Origin of the sequence: Winogradskyella psychrotolerans (assembly GCF_018860545.1) — a bacterium.
Classification (GTDB): domain Bacteria; phylum Bacteroidota; class Bacteroidia; order Flavobacteriales; family Flavobacteriaceae; genus Winogradskyella; species Winogradskyella psychrotolerans_A.
The window spans coordinates 136838-156577 of sequence record NZ_JAHKPN010000039.1 but is presented as its reverse complement, the minus strand read 5'-3'; the positions used below and the strand labels follow the sequence as shown (position 1 = coordinate 156577).

General features: G+C 33.0%; 18 protein-coding genes. 1 reads left to right on the top strand and 17 read right to left on the bottom strand.

The window, feature by feature from the left end:
- Nucleotides 1-51: 51 nt before the first annotated feature.
- The 12 genes from KO515_RS13200 to KO515_RS13145 form a co-directional block, all read right to left on the bottom strand.
- Nucleotides 52-1278, bottom strand: coding sequence for a 3-phosphoshikimate 1-carboxyvinyltransferase (locus tag KO515_RS13200; RefSeq protein WP_215936809.1), 1227 nt, complete (start codon nt 1276-1278; stop codon nt 52-54).
- A 32-nt stretch (nt 1279-1310) separates the two neighbouring features.
- Nucleotides 1311-1637, bottom strand: a complete 327-nt coding sequence (locus KO515_RS13195; protein WP_215936808.1) for a nucleotide pyrophosphohydrolase — start codon at nt 1635-1637, stop codon at nt 1311-1313.
- Between the two features lie 2 nt (nt 1638-1639).
- Entirely contained in the window at nt 1640-3592 is a 1953-nt protein-coding gene (locus KO515_RS13190) for a transglutaminase domain-containing protein (RefSeq protein ID WP_215936807.1), read from the bottom strand.
- Between the two features lie 42 nt (nt 3593-3634).
- Nucleotides 3635-5548 (bottom strand): DUF3857 domain-containing protein, encoded by a 1914-nt coding sequence (locus KO515_RS13185; protein WP_215936806.1) that lies wholly within the window; start codon nt 5546-5548, stop codon nt 3635-3637.
- A 216-nt stretch (nt 5549-5764) separates the two neighbouring features.
- The gene (gene dtd, locus KO515_RS13180; protein WP_215936805.1) at nt 5765-6217 is read right to left on the bottom strand and encodes a D-aminoacyl-tRNA deacylase; all 453 of its coding nucleotides are present in this window, start codon (nt 6215-6217) and stop codon (nt 5765-5767) included.
- Nucleotides 6218-6250: 33 nt separating this feature from the next.
- Nucleotides 6251-7204, bottom strand: a complete 954-nt coding sequence (gene rsgA / locus KO515_RS13175) for a ribosome small subunit-dependent GTPase A (RefSeq protein WP_215936885.1) — start codon at nt 7202-7204, stop codon at nt 6251-6253.
- 85 nt (nt 7205-7289) lie between these two features.
- Nucleotides 7290-8942 (bottom strand): hypothetical protein, encoded by a 1653-nt coding sequence (locus KO515_RS13170; protein ID WP_215936804.1) that lies wholly within the window; start codon nt 8940-8942, stop codon nt 7290-7292.
- Nucleotides 8943-9112: 170 nt separating this feature from the next.
- Complete coding sequence (locus tag KO515_RS13165) at nt 9113-9742, bottom strand: carboxypeptidase-like regulatory domain-containing protein (RefSeq protein WP_215936803.1); 630 nt, start codon at nt 9740-9742, stop codon at nt 9113-9115.
- A 149-nt stretch (nt 9743-9891) separates the two neighbouring features.
- Nucleotides 9892-10974, bottom strand: a complete 1083-nt coding sequence (locus KO515_RS13160) for a bifunctional 3-deoxy-7-phosphoheptulonate synthase/chorismate mutase type II (protein ID WP_215936802.1) — start codon at nt 10972-10974, stop codon at nt 9892-9894.
- Nucleotides 10975-11041: 67 nt separating this feature from the next.
- Nucleotides 11042-11893, bottom strand: coding sequence for a prephenate dehydrogenase (locus KO515_RS13155; RefSeq protein ID WP_215936801.1), 852 nt, complete (start codon nt 11891-11893; stop codon nt 11042-11044).
- Between the two features lie 32 nt (nt 11894-11925).
- A complete protein-coding gene (locus KO515_RS13150) occupies nt 11926-13068 on the bottom strand; it encodes a pyridoxal phosphate-dependent aminotransferase (RefSeq protein WP_215936800.1) in 1143 nt (380 codons plus the stop codon).
- A complete protein-coding gene (locus KO515_RS13145) occupies nt 13065-13892 on the bottom strand; it encodes a prephenate dehydratase (protein WP_215936799.1) in 828 nt (275 codons plus the stop codon). The genes KO515_RS13150 and KO515_RS13145 overlap by 4 nt, the downstream gene beginning before the upstream one ends.
- A gap of 335 nt (nt 13893-14227) precedes the next feature.
- Between KO515_RS13145 and gldA the strand changes: the two genes are divergently transcribed.
- Nucleotides 14228-15124: a gliding motility-associated ABC transporter ATP-binding subunit GldA gene (gene gldA, locus KO515_RS13140; RefSeq protein WP_215936798.1), complete on the top strand. Its 897-nt coding sequence runs from the start codon at nt 14228-14230 to the stop codon at nt 15122-15124.
- A gap of 65 nt (nt 15125-15189) precedes the next feature.
- Here gldA and KO515_RS13135 read toward each other — a convergent pair whose 3' ends face one another.
- From KO515_RS13135 to cobA, 5 genes are all read right to left on the bottom strand, one after another.
- Nucleotides 15190-15933 (bottom strand): head GIN domain-containing protein, encoded by a 744-nt coding sequence (locus tag KO515_RS13135; protein ID WP_215936797.1) that lies wholly within the window; start codon nt 15931-15933, stop codon nt 15190-15192.
- Nucleotides 15930-17021 carry an acyloxyacyl hydrolase gene (locus KO515_RS13130; protein ID WP_252723868.1) on the bottom strand — a complete coding sequence of 364 codons (1092 nt, stop codon included), beginning with the start codon at nt 17019-17021 and terminating at the stop codon, nt 15930-15932. The genes KO515_RS13135 and KO515_RS13130 overlap by 4 nt, the downstream gene beginning before the upstream one ends.
- A gap of 295 nt (nt 17022-17316) precedes the next feature.
- Nucleotides 17317-18366: an NAD(P)/FAD-dependent oxidoreductase gene (locus KO515_RS13125; RefSeq protein ID WP_215936796.1), complete on the bottom strand. Its 1050-nt coding sequence runs from the start codon at nt 18364-18366 to the stop codon at nt 17317-17319.
- Nucleotides 18367-18369: 3 nt separating this feature from the next.
- On the bottom strand, nt 18370-18948 hold the full coding sequence (locus KO515_RS13120; protein WP_215936795.1) for a precorrin-2 dehydrogenase/sirohydrochlorin ferrochelatase family protein: 579 nt from the start codon (nt 18946-18948) through the stop codon (nt 18370-18372).
- Between the two features lie 2 nt (nt 18949-18950).
- Nucleotides 18951-19730, bottom strand: coding sequence for a uroporphyrinogen-III C-methyltransferase (cobA, locus tag KO515_RS13115; protein WP_215936794.1), 780 nt, complete (start codon nt 19728-19730; stop codon nt 18951-18953).
- Nucleotides 19731-19740: the final 10 nt, after the last annotated feature.

Below are 19740 nucleotides of genomic sequence, written 5' to 3'. Positions count from 1 at the left end.
CGAATTGCAAAGATACAATCTCAACATAGGCCTTGTCAAGTAAATGAGGGTTTATTTTAAATTGAACCCAATCGCTTTAAAATCTTCCCAAAATTGGGGATAAGATTTACTAACAACATCAGCGTTTTCAATAACAATTGGCACTTTTAAACCTAAAGGAGCAAAAGCCATAGCCATTCTATGATCGTTATAAGTGGCTATACTGATATCACTATTGATCTTTTTTGATGATTGTAAATGCAAAGAAAGGTCTGTAATGTGGACAGTAGCTCCTAGTTTTTCTAATTCAATTTTAAGCGCAACTAAACGATCTGTTTCTTTAATTTTAAGCGTGTGCAAACCGATCATATAACATTCCAAACCTAAACCAAAAGCTGTTACAGCAATGGTTTGTGCAATATCTGGTGCATTTTTTAAATCTAATTCAATTTTAGTAGACACATCAATAGTTGAGGATTTTTGAAGTGTTATGATTTCATTTTCAAAAGTAGTGGTCACACCAAATTTTTCGTAAATCTCAGCCAATACAGAATCTCCTTGTAAGCTTTTATCTTTATAAGCCGAGATAGTGATTTCAGTACCAATGTCACTTAAAGCAATTAAACCATAAAAATACGAGGCTGAAGACCAATCCGATTCAACCGTTAGTGTTTGAGGTTCTATATTGACTGTATTAGGTTTTACTAAAATAGTATTATCTACAAAACTAGTTTCTATGCCAATACCATTTAATAGACTCAAAGTCATATTAATATAAGGTACAGATGTTATTTTTCCTTTTAATGTTAATTCTAATCCGTTTTCTAATTTAGACGCAATTAGCAATAATGCAGAAATATACTGACTGCTCACATTGGCTTCTAAAGTCACTTTAGATTGTGTTAATTCACGACCTTTTATTTGTAGCGGAGGAAACCCATCATTTTCTAAATAAGTGATTTCTGCCCCCAACATTCTTAATGCATCGACCAATATTTTAATTGGTCGTTCTTTCATACGAGGTGAACCTGTAATTATAGTTTCTCTATCCTTTTGAGTTGAAAAATAAGCCGTTAAAAATCGCATTGCTGTACCAGCGTGATGGATATCTACCAGTTTTTCATCTGAAGCTAGTGCTTTTTGCATCAGCACAGAATCATCTGAATTAGATACATTATTGATACTAATCTGAGAGTACAAAGCCTGAAGTAACAACAAGCGATTGGACTCACTTTTTGATCCCGTAATTTGAACCGTTTGCTGATTACGTAATTTTGATTTTTGGATACTAATGTCCATAAGGTAGTTCTAAAATAAAATGAATGACAAAACTACTTTAATTTATCATTATTATGATGTCTGTTATGATCTCGTTTTGTTTTTTTATCCATTTTTTTATCAAAAGCAGCCTGTAAGTCTATACCTGTTTGGTTTGCTAAACATAGAACTACAAACATGACATCAGATAACTCCTCACCAAGATCTTTATCTTTATCACTTTCTTTTTCGCTTTGTTCTCCATATCGCCTTGCAATTATACGCGCTACTTCACCAACCTCCTCAGTGAGTTGCGCCATATTGGTCAGCTCATTAAAATACCTTACACCATGCTCATTTATCCAATTATCAACTTCCTTTTGTGCGTTTTTAATATTCATGATTAAACTTTTGTTAGTACAACTTGTTCCGCTTGTTTTTCTACAATTTTACTATAAAAGGCTTTGAATGCCTTATAATCTTCTGGCAAAATTAAGGGATTTAGTATATCTAACTGCGCTTTTAATTGTAGATATTTTCCATTTTGTTGAATAAGATACGAAAACCCGACATTGGAATCTTTAAATTCTAGAGCTTCAGATTTTGGTAATGATTCAACATCATAACCATCTGGTATCATAATATTAACCATGAATTTATCTGTAAAAGGTATTACAAAATCAATAGGATATTCGCGTTCTTCTAACTTAAAAGGATTCTCTTTAATTGCCAAAAACAATAATGGAGAAAAGTAAAGCTTATCACCAACTTCATCAATACCATCCATTAATTCGTATTCATAACTTACTTTAATAGGTTGTGTAATATCATCTGTGTTTTCGATAGTTAATTCACTGATTTCAATATCACCTTTATCTTTCTCTAATGATTTAATGTGATCCTCTGTTGTTAACGCAGCATATTTATTTCTATGAAAATAAGCCAAGTAATCCGTTAGATGTTGCGCTACTTTTCCTGAAACTGAAAAATCATCATTAATGGTAACGTTAAGCATTGAAGATTCTAATGATTTCTTATTGGGTTGAACAGAAATCCATCTTGAGACTTTATTGTTTTCTATTAATCGACCTTGCCAATTAAGAACGCGTTGTGGCAAAACATTGTTGGTACTATATTCTTCTGTTGCATCTATTAATAAATAGGCATCACCGCTTTGAACACCACAAATCACGTAATTAAAACCGTCATAAGTTGGAAAAAGTGGAATGCCATTATTTCTTGTACTTACTACTACAGGGTTTGCATTTACACCTTGAGATCGCAGCATAGACACTAGCATGAGATTAATATCGGCATCATTTCCCTCTCCTTCTTTATATGCTGATCTAATACCGTTTTGAGTATACACACCGTATCTACCGTTCCATTTTACTTTAGACTTTACTAATTTCTCTACAGCTGCAGCTTTTTCAAAATCGTCGTCAATACCTGCTAATACCGCTTCTAAATCGTCTTTATAAATACTAAATTTCCCTAATTGCCCACCAAAATTATCACTATCATAAATGGTATTTGAAACGGCCTCCCACGTTGTGGAATATGTCTTATTAAGAACTTTCATATTATTTAAAGTCGCCGTCAACTCCATAGCCATTTTACTTCTGTAGTTGTTAATACTACCAGCATACGCCTCTGACCTAATGGCTGGAATATTGTCCTCATTAACCTCAATAATATTTATTCTATACTCGAATGGAATCGACGTGTTTTTAAATGTTTCTGTAATATTAGGCGTGAATTTCGCTTTAAAATTAGTCTGCTTCTTATAAACATAATACTCCGGTGTTGCAATACTTACTTCTAGTTTATTTACGGGAATACTAAATTGAAAAATGATATCGTCTATACTAATTCTTGGAGATTTTACGGTATATTCATATTCTATTACGGTCCCTTCCTTTACATTTGGCAAGGTGAATGAATTAATTTTTGTGAACTCACTATAATCTTCTTCAAATTTACCATCACTTTTCAATTTATCCTTTTCAATTTTACCATCAACAAGGTTATATGAAAATCCTTTTAAGCCATTAACTGTTTCTCTTTGTCCAGTACCTTGATATAAATAGATCTTTTTTGTTGCCCAATCAAACCCATCTTTATTATATATTTTTATTCGCTCATGCACTTTACGCTCCTGCATAAAACCTTCATTTGTAGATAAAAAGAAACTAATATCCTCATTACGATATAATATTGCTGCTGAAGAGGCAGAATCTTTTGAATGGTATTTTTCCTGAAGTTCGTCCTTAGAAATTTTACCAAAATTATAATTTTGGGCACTTAAAAAGTTAAAACATAAGACTATTGCGAATGTAAGTAAGAGATTTTTCATTTATAAATTGAATATTTGATTTGATTGTTATATTGGAAATTATTAAGCTTTAATTAATACAATTTTACTTTTATCGTGCTTTACAATTTGTCTTCTAAAATTTCTGAAAGCTTTATAATCTTCTTTCGGATAATCACCTTTGAGTAAAATATAGGTTCTTGTATATTTCAACTTATTGCCATCTAAAGGTTCTACCTTAAAATTATAAGATCCAAATTGCGTTTTAATTTCTTTAGAGTCTGTCATGGCTTCCACCTTAAAGCCTTCTGGTAATTGAATAATAAATTCATCTGTATCTTTAAAAGAACGGTCGACTTTAAATTCTAATTTTCGTTCAGTATATCGTGTCGGAATTGTAGTTACAGTATTGAACATATTAGGCTGAAAAATAAGTCGATCACCACTTTTAGAGGCATAATTTGTAGCTGACAATTTTACGTTTTCATTTAAAACAATACTTTCTTTATCATTTTTAACCGTAATATTTTCAATAGTGATGTTATTGATATTATCCCAATAATTTTTGTAATAGTTATGTTGGTCGCGTTCTGTATCGTTTTCAATACCTTCGTGAAGACTGTACTGAAATCCTGTAGTTTCAATATTGACATCTGCTGTAAAACCACCAGTAGCGTCCATCATTACTTCTGCATTTGTTTTCTGAACGCTTTCATCCGCTTCATAAATTTTTGTTCGCACTATTTCTCCTCCTTCTGGCTTTACTAACAGCACTACTCTATCATCAGTAAAACCTGCTGAAAACCCAAATGGATTAGTCTGACTTGTGCATTCTAAAAAAATATTTTCATCATCATTAGGAACACACAAAATGGCGTGATTACCCTGAGCAGATGAAAACTCATCGTCAATGTCTAGTATAGTTCTACCACCAAATACCAACGTATAATAGGACGGCACATCTACAGCTTCTAACAAGGCTTTTGTATAATTCGTTAATCCTTTACAGTCTCCATAACCCAATTTATTTACATCGTCTGCCAACATTGGCTTCCAACCTCCGATCCCAATCTGCACACTGATATAACGTGTTTTATCCTGCATGTATTTATAGACTAATTTTGCACGCTCTATCTTATCATCTACACCAGCAGTTAATGCTTTTACATCATCTATGGCAGATTGCGGTAATATATCTGTACCTGTTAGCAATTCTCCATAAACCCATTTTCCAAAATCTTGCCAATTGGTATTTACCCCTTCAACACCATTCATATTAAACTTAGTTAATGCTGGTTTAATATTAGGCGTAAATGTCACAAGCGACGGACTATAAGATTCGTAATTTACACCTGGTAAATTCTCTATCGTAAAATGATGCTCTGAAACTTCAACAACATTATTGTTTTCAATATTTTCCTTCTTTAGTTTTAAGGGTATTCCAGAGTTATTTTCAATCTTATATTCGGCATGTTCAATAGCCAAAAAGTAACCATTTATTGGTCTCCATTGTGGAATAAACGCTGTGGTGTTATGTTTTACTTCAGATATAAACTCAATGGTGTAGGGGTAATCTATGGGGGTGTAATCATAATATTTAATACGGCTATCAGAATATAATGTTCCCCCGCTTACGGCACTATTATCTGTGAAATCATTCTTCTTTACCTTTTTTATTTCCTCTCCAAAACCATTATAAATTCTTGCTTCTATCGTTTTAATACTCGAATTATCACTATAAAATTCTAAAGAATTTGCATGCTTATCTCCATACTTATTATAGATAGTTACAATCCGCTTGGTATGCACAACCATATCGTCGATAGCATTAATTTCAACCTTTTGGCTATCGTATCTGACTATAGCATTAACTTTAGTCATTAATTCTTGAGGTGCAAGTAAGGCAATGTAATTATCTTCTGATTGAGAAAAGCTGGAGATTGATATAAAAAATACACAAGCAAAAAGCTTGATGTTTTTAGAGAAAATCGTAGGCATTAGTTTAGTTTTGATAGGTTTAGCGCTTAAAGATAAAAAGTAAAATTTACTTCCCAAAACAATTCTTTAACATTATTTTCACACTTCAATAGTGTTCAATAATCACGTCACTTACTTCAATAGTTGAGGGTTTTATTTTTTTTATTTTGTCATTATAAAATGTGCTATACCACATCAAACGAGGCAATTTTATAACCGATACAGGCTAGACAAATATCAGACCTTATTTTTAGAGTCGATGATGATCGTAACCGGACCATCATTAACCAAATGCACCTTCATATCTGCACCAAATTCTCCCGTTTGTATTGATTTCTCTAAGTTATTTTGAAGTGTTTCAATAAATTTCTCGTACAATGGAATGGCAACCTCTGGTTTTGCTGCTTTTATATAACTTGGTCGGTTTCCTTTTTTTGTACTAGCGTGAAGTGTGAATTGACTCACCAAAATCACATCTCCTCCGGATGCTTTTAGGGACGTATTCATCACACCATCCACATCTGGAAAAATTCGGAGATTAATAATTTTATTACAGAGCCAATTGATATCTTCTTGGTTATCCTCATTTTCGATTCCCAATAAAATTACAAGCCCGTTTTGAATACTGGCAACTTCATAATTATTTATAACAACCGAAGCTTCAGAAACTCTTTGTATTACTATTTTCATAATTCAACTGTTTATGCACCATCTGAAGATGTTCTACTGAACCTCATCCCAATTATCAGTTCTGTAATGCTCATCTTCTCCTTCTAAAATCTGTAGATAGCTTTTATATCTGGAATAAGATACTTCATTAGTTTCAAGAGCTGCTTTAACTGCACATTTTGGTTCATTTAAATGAATACAGTTATTAAATTTGCAATCTTGTTTTAACGCAAAAAACTCAGGGAAATAATCACCGACTTCTTCTTTTTCCATATCAACAACCCCAAAACCTTTAATTCCTGGGGTATCTATAATAACAGCGTCAAAACTTAAATCAAACATTTCTGCAAATGTAGTGGTATGTTGTCCTTGACTATGTTGCGTAGAAATGGCTTTTGTTTTTAAGTCTAAAGAAGGTTCAATAGCATTTACTAGAGTAGATTTACCAACACCTGAATGCCCCGCGAACATACTCACTTTGCCTTCCATCAACGCTTTTACTTTATCTATGTTCTTTCCGGTTTTTGCAGAAATACCTATGCATTCATAACCTATAGCTCTGTAGACACTCGCCAAGTATTTTACTTCAAGCAAGGTGTCTTCGTCGTATGTATCTACTTTATTAAACAATAAAATAGTTTCAATAGAATAGGCCTCTGCTGTAACTAAAAATCGGTCTATAAACGTGGTGAAGGTTGGTGGGTTATCTATAGTCACCAACAAAAACACCTGATCGATATTAGAAGCAATAATATGCGTTTGCTTAGAAAGGTTCACCGATTTACGAACGATGTAGTTTTTTCGCTCTTCAATACGGTTAATAACACCTGTCTCTGTATTATTTTTAGTCTCTAGCTCAAATTCTACGATGTCCCCAACAGCAATTGGGTTGGTGCTTTTAATACCATCCAATCTAAAACGGCCTTTAATTCTACACTCATAGAATTTACCATTTAAGGTTTTTACAGTGTACCAACTGCCTGTAGATTTATAAACTGTTCCTGTCATTATAACAAAGATGGTCATTATTGTTTAATGGAACAAAAAAAGACAGCCTTATGACTGTCTTTATATAAAAAATTTAAAAAGTTAATTATTGACTAACCGTCATTCTTCCTAATTTATCTTTACTTTTTCTTGAAGAATAAATAATATATTCCGACGGAGATTTTCTGTAGTAGACTCTTGGTCTAAGTACTAATTGAAATTTCTCAATATTTTCTTGATCTAATCTTACAAAACTACCATCATCATTGAAGGTCATGGCTGCAGGAACAGCTTTGTTATAATTTCCTAACCATTTGATATCTTCAATATCTGTGACACCATAATTTTTGGGATTATCATTAAATATAACGGTTAGTTTACCGTTGTGATAAATAGGCATTGCACTTAAATACTCAGGTCCTTTTCCCATGACGGTTAATGGCACCATAATACCCGCACTTACAGTAAAATTCCCTTGATTTGAAAATCCAAAAATACCTAAAGACAATGTGGTATAGCTTGCCTTTTGTTTTTTAGGAATAACATTAGACCAGGCTACTGTTCCATCTGGATTTAATGACGTTACAATTATTTCATTATTAATAAAAGTAACTGGCGTAAACGCTAATGGTCCAATACCAGAAGATTGACCTTCAATTATTAATTGATATTCCGATAGCAATATTAAACCACCATCATTTTTCTCAATTAAACTATGCGTTACATATAAAGGTTTAACATCTTTTCCTTTTTTTGCACGACGCTCACCTATTAATTTCACTTTAGTTTCATAATCAAACTCATTAAAATTAAGACGTTCAACTTCATTATTAGCTACTGATATGGCTGCTGCATAAATTCCTTTCAATTCTTTATTAGCCTTACCATTCTTTCTTACGCTAGAATAAAAACCAACTAAATGAAGCTTACCTTCCTTATTGGCCAACATTTCACAATTTATAATTTCCTTATCGGTAAATTTTATATCAATTATCTCTTTAGCATAACCGTCAGCGCTTTTAAAAGCATGCACTTCAAATTTTTCATTATTTGTTTTCGTTTTTCGGTCCCTAAAACTTTCATTGATAACTAAAAACACATCGTCATTAACGCTTACATCGTAATCGGATATTGTAAACTCAAGATCCTTTCTGTCCTCAAAAGTTACTTTTTCAATGTGAGACATCGCCGTATCTAAGTTATCATCTAGCAGCTTAAGCTCATATTGAATAACTTCTTCTTTATCAAAAAGGGCAGCATGCATAATTAATAGGCGGTCACCTGTTGGTGAATCTTTAAAATAAAACGCTCCTTGTTCTCTTTTTTTGGTGACTTTAGTAGAGAACAATTTCACTTGTTCGTTAGATAGCTGACCATTTTCTAAAACTTCAACTCCAAACAAATTTGAAATTTTTGCTTTTTTGTCATAAACACTACCAAAAACGTATACTTTATTTCCAATTAAAGTAATTTCTTCAAAATCGATTGACCTATCTTTATAACTAGATAAGTCTATTTCATTAGTTGAAATAAGTGACATATCTGAAGACTTAAATACTTTAATAAAATAGTTCTTTTTCTTATTCGCAAGAACAACAACTTTTCCATTTACTTCGCCTGCGATGCGAACTATTTTTTGAGAATTATCTTCTATTTCGGTACCATGTGTAAAAGTAAAATCCCCAACTTGTATTTGAGAATACGTTGTGATAGAAATTAGTAAAGTAAGAACAAGTAATAGCGGTTTTTTATAAATCATTTTAATTTTATTGATGAGTTCACAATTATAAGTGTTTTATTACACAAATACTTAATGAATTTAACATTTAATCTAAGCACAAGAATCACTAGAGCCCAAACAAAAACACTTCATCCCTAACAATGAGTGCTTTAAGCAAAAAATAGGCTCACATATTGCGAGCCTTTCTCTTAACTTTTTATCGCTTTAATAGATTCTAATTGTTTTCCATCTGCTATGATACTTACTATATATATTCCTGCCACAAATTGTGAGACATCAATAGTGATCTTTTCTCCAAACTTTTGATGGGTTAAATTTTGAATTATTTGACCAGAACTATTCGCTATTGAAATTTTAACTTCATCATAATCTTCTAGCAACTTTAATTGAAAAATGCCGTTTGAAGATGGGTTTGGAAAGAGTTTGTTGCTATTACCTGATTTATTGTTTAAATGTGAAAGACATACCCTGAAACCTCCGCAGCAAGACATAGTGCGCATCATAGTTCTATAACCGACTACTACAACCTCATCAAAAATGTCCTCTTGAAGCTTTACGTCAATTTCTCCTGGCTTGTCCAAAACAAGATTTTTCGTTTTATATCCTAAATACGAAACAGACAAGGTATCCCCTTTTTTAGCTTCAAGTTTAAATTCTCCTTTTTCATTTGTAGCAATTCCGTTGGCAGAGTTTTTAATAATTACACTGGCGGATGCTAATGGAATAGAATCGTTAGCTACAGTTCCTGTTACTGAAATTTGTGCCGAGGCAAAAAAACTTAAACTTAAGGCGATGAGGACTAGAGTACTATTTTTCATGAGTTATTGGTTTTGGTTAATTCCTCAAACCTACTCCTAAACTGAATTAAAAAAAACAACTCTTACGTAAACCCTACGTTTGAGTGAGTAAACATGTCCAACAAAAAAGGCTCGCAATTAGCGAGCCTTTATAAACATTATAATTTAATTTATTTATTGATAATTTTTTCTTGATGATTAATAGATTCTTGGTGAATCGCTTTAAACATCTTTAAAATAAACTCTTCACTCAATCCTTTTTCTTCACCTTCTAAGACCATTTTACCTAAAATTTCATTCCAACGTTTACTCTGTAGAACAGCAACGTTTTTCTGTTTTTTAAGTGTACCAATGCCATCTGCAACTTTCATACGTTTACCTAACAACTCAATAATCTGATTATCCACAACGTCTATTTGTGCTCTTAAATTATTTAGTTCAGTATTGTATTCTGCTTCAGGATCTGATTCTTTTCTAATTTTTAAGTCTTTCATAATTTGAACAAGACTACTTGGTGTTACCTGCTGTGCCGCATCACTCCATGCATTCTCAGGATCGAAATGCGTTTCTATCATTAACCCATCAAAGTTAAGATCTAAAGCCGTTTGAGACACTTCAAAAATCATATCTCTATTTCCTGTAATATGCGAAGGGTCATTAATTAAAGGCAAATCTGGAAACCTATTTTGAAACTCAATAGCCAATTGCCATTCTGGTATATTTCTATATTTAGATTTTTCATATGTTGAAAACCCTCTGTGTATGGCACCTAAATTTTTGATACCTGCAGAATATAAGCGTTCAATACCACCTAACCATAAGGATAAATCTGGATTTACTGGATTTTTAACTAACACAATTTTATCAGTTCCTTCTAAAGCATCTGCGATCTCCTGCATGATGAATGGACTTACTGTAGAACGTGCTCCAATCCATAATAAATCGACATCATATTCTAATGCTAATTTTACATGCGCTGCATTGGCAACTTCCGTACAGGTTTTCATTCCTGTTTCAGCTTTTACTTTTTGTAACCATTTTAAACCTAATGCTCCAACACCTTCAAAATTACCTGGACGTGTTCTTGGTTTCCATATACCAGCTCTAAAGTAATTTACATCTGTATCTTTTAGCTCGTGTGCTATTTTTAATACTTGTTCTTCGGTTTCTGCGCTACATGGTCCTGCAATTACTAAGGGATGATCTAATTTCATATCATCTAACCATGTTCTCATTTCTTTTTTGTTTTTCATCTTGCTATTGGTCTATTTATTTTTGAAACCTGACAGATTCTTAAAATCTTACAGGAACTCCATTCTATTATTGTATTCCGTTTAATATGTCTTTTATATAATTTGTTTGTTCCATTTCGTTATAAACAGCTTCAAAATCATCGTCTTCCATTAATTGTTTAAAGTGCTTTAAATTGGAAATATATTCATCTAATGTTTCAATCACATTGGCTTTATTCTGCTTAAAAATAGGTGTCCACATCGCTGGCGAACTCTTGGCTAAACGCACGGTACTCGCAAATCCACTGCCAGCCATATCAAAAATATCGCGCTCATTTCGTTCTTTATCTATTACCGTTTTCCCTAACATAAACGCACTGATATGCGATAAATGTGAGACATAAGCAATATGCTTGTCGTGTGCTTTTGGATTCATATAACGAATACGCATCCCTAAATCTGAAAACAATTTCAATGCTTTTTCTTGAAGCTTAAAAGCAGTTTCTTCTACTTCACAAATAATATTGGTCTTGTTAGTGTACAAGTTATAAATTGCTGCCTTTGGACCAGAATGTTCCGTACCTGCAATGGGGTGTACAGCTAAATAATTTCGTCTTTTGGGATGGTTTTTTACTTCATTACAAATATCCTCCTTAGTAGAACCAACATCAAAAACAATAGTACTATCAGAGACCGCATCTAAAACTTTAGGTAATACACCTAAAGATGCATCTACTGGAATTGCAACGATGACAACTTCTGCTTTGTCTAAATCATCAAAATTTGCTTTTCGATCTATCACTTTTAATTGAACAGCTTCATCTAAATGTGCGTCATTATTATCTATGCCATAAATGGTACATTCTGGGTATAGTTTTTTTATATCTAAAGCAAAACTTCCTCCAATTAACCCAACTCCTATAATAAATATATTATTCACTTATTTTTTCTTTAACTGTAACTGTTCACGTATTATATTCTGGCTATCGCTTCCTTAATAACCTCTTCATCCGCACACAACGAAAATCGCACATAACCTTCTCCATTACTCCCAAAAACAGTCCCTGGTGTGATGAATATGGAATGTTCTTTTAATACTAAATCTGTAAATTCTTCCGATTTCATATGTGGTGGTAACTTTGCCCAAACAAACAAACCAGAGGCATCCTCATCATAAGAACAATTGAGCCCTTGCGCTAATTTCCATACTAATTCTCTTCGGGTTTGATAGACACTATTTAAACTCTTAAACCACATGTCGGAACATTTTAATGCTTCAATAGCTCCTTTTTGAATGCCATAAAACATACCAGAATCCATATTACTTTTCACTCTCAAAACGGCACTAATAAAATCGTAATTACCCACTAGCATTCCAACACGCCAGCCTGCCATATTGAACGTTTTACTTAAAGAGTTTAACTCTAAACAAACGTCTTTGGCATTCTTATATCTTAAAATACTTATCGGTCTATCATTAAGAATAAAACTGTAGGGATTGTCGTTTACAATTAAAATATCATGACGTTTTCCAAACGCAATGACTTTATCATAAAATTTATTAGTAGCATTAGCTCCTGTTGGCATATGCGGATAATTAATCCACATAATTTTTACACGTTTTAAATTTAAACGCTCTAACGCCGCAAAATCTGGTTCCCAATTATTGTCTTCCCTTAGATCGTAAAACACAGGTTTTGCCTCTAAAAGTTTCGTTACGGAAGCATATGTAGGATAACCTGGATTTGGAATTAACACTTTATCACCTTTATTTAAAAAAGCCATTGAAATGTGCATAATACCTTCTTTACTTCCCATTAAGGGCAAAACTTCTGTTTGAGAACTTAAATTAACTTGGTAATGGGTCTTATAAAAGCCTGAAATTCCTTCTCTCAATTCTGGTAAGCCTTGATAGCTTTGATATTGGTGTGCTTTCTCATCTATTAAACTATCTTGAAGCAACATAGAAGCCTTAAAAGGTGGCTCTAAATCTGGACTTCCGATGCCTAAATTAATAATGGGTTTGCCTTGCGATTTTAAAAGTGCTACTTCTCTTAACTTCTTAGAAAAGTAGTATTCTTCGACATTTTGTAAACGTTTTGCAACTTCAATCATTGTCTTGCATTTTTATATTCTCCCAATATTTTAAAATTTTCTGCCATTAAACTGATTATAGACTTCGCTTTATCATAATTCTTATAATCACTAAAAGTCACATCCACAAAAAAAGCATATTTCCAAGGTGTATCTATTTTTGGCAACGATTGAATCTTTGTTAAATTCAACTTACAATCACTCAACACATTTAATAAAGCGGCTAAACTGCCACGTTTATGATCTAATTCAAACTTTAATGATGCCTTATTAATAAGACTTGTATCCGTTTGATTATTCTCACGTCTAACAATCACAAAACGCGTTTCGTTATGACTAATAGTTTGAATACTCTCCGCTAAAACATTAAGATCATACAATTGTGCTGCATTTTTACTTGCAATCGCAGCAATCCCTTTAAGGTTCTTTTCCGAAATTTGCTTTGCCACATCTGCAGTATCTTTAGCTTCAACTAATTTTATATGTGGATAATCTCTAAAAAACACTTTACACTGTAATAAAGCCATAGGATGTGAGTGCACCTCTATAATATCTTGAATTGATTGCTGATTTAAAGCCATTAAATTATGCTGAATATCTAAATAATATTCTCCAACAATACTTATGTGATGCGTATCAATTAGCGCATAATTAGGTATAATTGAACCTGCAATAGAATTTTCTAAAGCCATTACAATTTCATCTGTTTGCCCTTCGAGTAATGTATCTACAACACTATCAAAAGTCATACATTCAACAACATCCGCTTGCGCATTAAAATAATGCTGAACAACTTCGTGATGAAATGATCCTTTAATTCCTTGTATTGCTATTGGTTTATTCACAATTTATCGTTCTTATTAATCAACCCCGTAAAAATTGGCATAAAAAAAGTCTCGATTAAATCGAGACTTTTAAAACTATATTTTAAATAAAACATACTCAGTCTCGTTCCTTTAGCTAAAAAAGAAATAAAACCAGTTATAATATGCTCTAGATATGTTCATATTCATGTTCCACATCGGTGGACATCTTTAATTATAGTGCTAATGTAATTATTATTTTTACAAATCAAAATTGTTAAATTGTTTTTTTGAAAATAATTTTTAAAATTTAAAGAATTACTAATAATTGCAATACAATATTTGGAAATACCTATTTTTGAATAAATTCTAATTGTATGGCAATCGAAGTTTCAAACATTACCAAACTATATAAAGATCAGAAAGCATTAAACAATGTTTCTTTCCAGGTAAATGATGCTGAAATCGTTGGTTTTTTAGGACCTAATGGCGCAGGAAAATCGACTATGATGAAAATTCTAACCACCTATATCGAAGCTTCTGAAGGCTCTGCTAAGGTTAATGGATTTGATGTTACTACAGAAAAGAAAAATGTACAAAGTAGTGTTGGGTACTTGCCAGAGCACAACCCTCTTTATACCGACTTATACGTTAAGGAATATTTGAATTTTAATGCGAATGTTTACGGTACATCTAAATCGCGAATTGACGAGGTTATTGAATTAACGGGATTACAACCTGAAGCGCACAAAAAAATAAGTCAGCTTTCAAAAGGTTATAGACAACGAGTTGGTTTGGCAAATGCGTTGTTACACAATCCGGAGGTTTTAATATTAGATGAACCGACCACTGGTTTAGACCCTAACCAATTGATAGATATTAGAAACCTGATTAAAAACATTGGAAAGGAAAAAACAGTATTTCTATCAACGCACATTATGCAAGAAGTTGAAGCCATGTGCGACCGTGTGATTATTATTAATAAAGGGGAAGTTGTTGCCGATAAATATCTGAAGGATTTACGCGAAGATCAAGAACAAATTGTGATTGTTGAGTTTGACTTTAGAGTGGAAGATGCCTTTTTACTAAAATTACCGAAAGTAAATGCCGTAAAAAACACCTATGGTTTCGTTTATGAAATTACGTTTTCTACCAAAGAAGACATGCGATCACATGTGTTTGATTTTGCACATGATAATGAATTAAAAATTCTACAACTCAATCAGAAAAATGCGAGTTTAGAGAGTTTGTTCCGGGAATTAACGAGTAAATAGAAACCTATACTAGCCTAGCCTGCTTCAACAGCACTTAACACGATAAAAGGATAGAATTGGATATTTTAATCAAAATGCAATTCACCCGTATAAAAACGTTCAACATCTACTGTTGGTGGTTCATTAATAGAAATTAAATCCCCTGTACCATAAAGTTTACCCGTTAAGGTTTGTTGCGGATTCACAACCATATCATTACTGCCACGATGAAAAACATGAACATGTTGCGCTATTAAATTGTCACCTTCAAAACGACCAGCACCTGCATAAAACCCAACATATAAATTATCTACTGTACCATTTATATAATAAAATGACAGATTATTAGATTCAATATTTAGGGCTTCAGAATTGATAGAAAGCCTAAAATCCCCAACGGTAAACTCGCTTGCTTCACTATAATCTTCAGAAAGCAAGTTTAGTATATCAAAATTTAAAACACCATCAGATGAAATATCATATTGGGTAGATGTTCTTATTTCTGTAAGTGTTGGAGTTTCAACAAAAATTTTGGTAATGCCATAATCTCTTGTGTAATTACAAGAATTACGATCTATTAACACCAATTGATCATCTAAAACTTCGACCTTTACATCATTCATTAGATTTTCCCCAGTTTCTATAAGGACTTTATAATTGGGTGCTTCTTTAATAATTAATTCAATATCTCTATGCACAAGAATACGATCAAAACTAGTCACAGGAACTCCTTCTTGAATGATGCTTCCTGATGTTTGAAAACAATCGTTAGCATCTTTGCTACTACAAGCGAATAGCAATACTGTAAATATGTAAACTAATTTTCTCATAATCTTACCCCTATTCCGAATTCTACAGCTTCTGCTTTTGCCCCATGAGATTTCAACGTTATTGATCCAAAAAGGTTTTCACCAAAATACCGTTTTAAACCAATTCTAATATAGGTTCTTCCTTCAAAATCAAAAGGATAATATACGTAATAGCCTAATTGCGTTTCAACGGACATTCGATTTATAAATAATTCATGCCCTGCAAAAAGTCCAACACGTTTGTGATCTTCATCTCCGCTAACATTTTCTTCTGGTAGCGAGACGGATTGGTAGTAAATTAATTCCTTTAAGAAGTTTGAGAAAAACACATCGGCTCCAAATTGAATTGCACTTGCATGACTTAATCGTTTATCGGCATAAGCAGACACCACATAAAACGGAAACTGTCCAGAACCAATCACATCGCTTTCATTGATTCCTGATCTGAACGCCAGATTAAATTTTACGTTTTCGGTGAACTTTTCGTTAGCAGTAGATTTTAGCAATTCAGGATCTTCAGCATCTAACTGATACGTTACGCCCAAATTAATTGCAATTGTATTGACACTAGTATTTGGTGCTCTAAAATTAGCATTAGAATAATGAATTAACGACAAACCTGTTTGCAAACCAAAACGATTAATAATGCGGTCTTTTTTGTAATTAATCATCATATAGGTGGAACTCAAAATATCGGAACCAAAAGCTATATTTTTAGGGTTTTCAATTTTATCATATGGATTGCTAGAATATGCTAATCCTTGTCCAATACGCAACATTAAATTTCGCTTAAGAAAATAGAAATTATAATGTGCATAGAGACCAATGAGGTTTCCTAATGTTTCATTTTTTAAATCTTGATATGATAATGAGGCACCATAATCTGGATAATTAAAGCGTTGTTCCCAAGCTTCGTTTCCATAAGTTTTTTTATTCCAGCTAAAAATAAAACCTTCAGGATGACCTTTAATTAAGTGAAGAATACTGTTGTTGTGAAGTGCTATATTGCCACCAAAATAATTGAGATCAAAATACGAGCTATGCTTTTTTTCTTGCCCATAGAACACTATAGACATTAGTAATAAAACGGCACATAAAAGATTTCGCATGGCAATTATTAAGCTGCAAAAATAGTCAATAATTACAATTAGCTATTGAAATAGCCCACAAGACTTTATATAAATAAAGTGGCAATTAATGATATAGCAGTCAACACTAAAAGCTGTAACACAAATTTAAAATCTGATTTATACTTATTTATTAATTTCATGATTAAGGGCTTAATAATACAGTGCAAAGATTAAATTAATTGACTATTCTTTTGTTAATTAAAACCTAAGAAATAGTTATCTAATTAATCTCCAAAACGTAAAAATTTAGAAATATAAATTAGCATTATCTTTATTACACAATCGCTTTTACTACGGCTTTTGGTGATTCTTTTCTTGACCCATCAAAACCATTTATGCCACTTACGGTCGTATATTTTAAAACAAATTTCTTTCCAGGATTTAGTCGTTTATATGCGGATTGGCACATTAAGGTTGCTTCGTGAAAACCACAAAGTATGAGTTTTAGTTTTCCCTCATAGGTATTGACGTCTCCTATAGCATAAATTCCAGGAATATTAGTTTGATAATCTATAGTATCTACCTTAATCGCATTCTTTTCAATCTCGAGTCCCCAGTTGCCTATGGGACCTAATTTTGGAGACAACCCGAATAATGGAATAAACGCATCAGCTTCTAAAATTTTAGTTTCACCATCTTTAGTCACTGAAACCCCTTCAATTTTATCCTCACCGTGAATGGCCGTAATTTCTGCAGGAGTTATGATGTTTATTTTATTAATCAATTTTAATTCTTGCACACGTTCTACGGAATCTAAAGCACCTCTAAATTCATTTCGCCTGTGCACTAATGTGACCTCGGAAGCCACATCAGCCAAGAAAACACTCCAGTCTAAGGCAGAGTCTCCCCCTCCTGCTATGACTACTTTTTTATCACGATACACTTCTGGATCTTTAATAAAGTAAGCTAATCCTTTGTCTTCATACGCATCAATATTTTCCAATTGTGGTTTTCTTGGTTCAAAACTTCCTAATCCTCCTGCAATTGCAATAATTGGAGCATGGTGTTGCCTCCCTTTATTGGTTGTAACAATAAAACTACCATCTTCTAATTTCTCTATTGTTTCTGCACGTTCTCCTAAGGTAAAACCAGGTTGAAACTGTTTGCCTTGCTCCAATAAATTCGAGGTTAAATCACCTGCCAAAATCTCAGGAAACCCAGGAATATCATAAATTGGTTTTTTAGGATATAATTCGGAGCACTGACCTCCAGGTTGTGGCAATGCGTCAATTAAATGGCACTTTAATTTTAACAATCCGGCTTCAAATACTGTAAATAAACCCGTTGGTCCTGCTCCTATTATAAGTATATCTGTTTTAATCATAATCTATATTTTTTCGACTAAACCTTTAGTGAATTCGTTTAACTTTTCGACTTTCTCTTCAAAGTCTCCTTTTATTGTTTTTCTGTATATATTGAGATTCTTTACTAAATCATCTATATTTTCTGGTAGGACATCTTCAAAAAACTGACGTAAGCGTTTTGCTGTTGTTGGCGATTTTCCGTTGGTAGAAATGGCCACTTTCACATTGCCTTTGGTGACGATGCCTCCCATATAAAAATCGCAATATGGTGGATTATCTGCCACGTTAACCAATTTGTCTTGTGCTCGGCAATCTTCGTATATGTTTACATTGATTTCAGGACAATCTGTTGTTGCAATAACAATATGATGGCCTTTTAAATAATGGATGTTATAAGTATCCGTAATTCTATTTACGTTTCCAGTATTTGCAATCTCTATAGTACCTTCTCTATACATTGGAGCTACCATAGTCACGTTGGCATCTGGACTCGATTTTAACAGAAACGTCAATTTCTCTTCAGCGACATAACCACCTCCAATAATCAATACGTTAAGCTGTTTAACTTTTAAAAAAATGGGATACAAATTATTCCGTTCCATTGTTATGCTATTTTTTTATGTACATTATACTGAGCTAAATCGGCCTTCGTATAAATATCAGTAAGGTCTACACGTTGATTAACCACTTCACCGATGATAATAATTGCAGGATTTGAAAGTTGCTGTTCTTCAACAATAGACTCTATATTGGATATGTTACCAATACCTACGTTTTCGTTTGGTCTTGTTCCATTTTGAATAATGGCCACAGCTGTTTCAGCCTTTCCTTCATTAGAAAAAATTTGTACAATTTCTGAAAGTTTACTCATTCCCATTAAAATAACGACGGTCGCAGTTGATTTTGCAGCTAAGGCAATATCACTTGAAATTTGATGCGATTTTGTAGTGCCAGTAATCACCCAAAAACTTTCTGAAGCATTGCGCTTGGTCAATGGAATTCCTTGATATGCTGGTACTGCAGCTGAAGACGAAATCCCAGGAACAACGGCCACTTCAATAGCGTATGCTTTGGCATAATCTAACTCCTCTGCTCCACGACCAAAGATAAATGGGTCACCACCTTTTAAACGCACCACATGACCAAACCGTAAAGCACGTTGTACTATTAATTCGTTGATTTGATTTTGTTGATACGCATAGCACCCTTTTCGTTTCCCCACAAAAATCAATTCCGTATTTGGAGCTGCGTATTCTAACAATTCGGCATTCACAAGCGCATCGTACATAATGACGTTGGCAGATTTTATGGCTTTAATTGCCTTTACAGTAATTAAATCTGCATCTCCTGGTCCTGCTCCTACGATGGTTAATCTTGGTGTCATAATTTTAGTG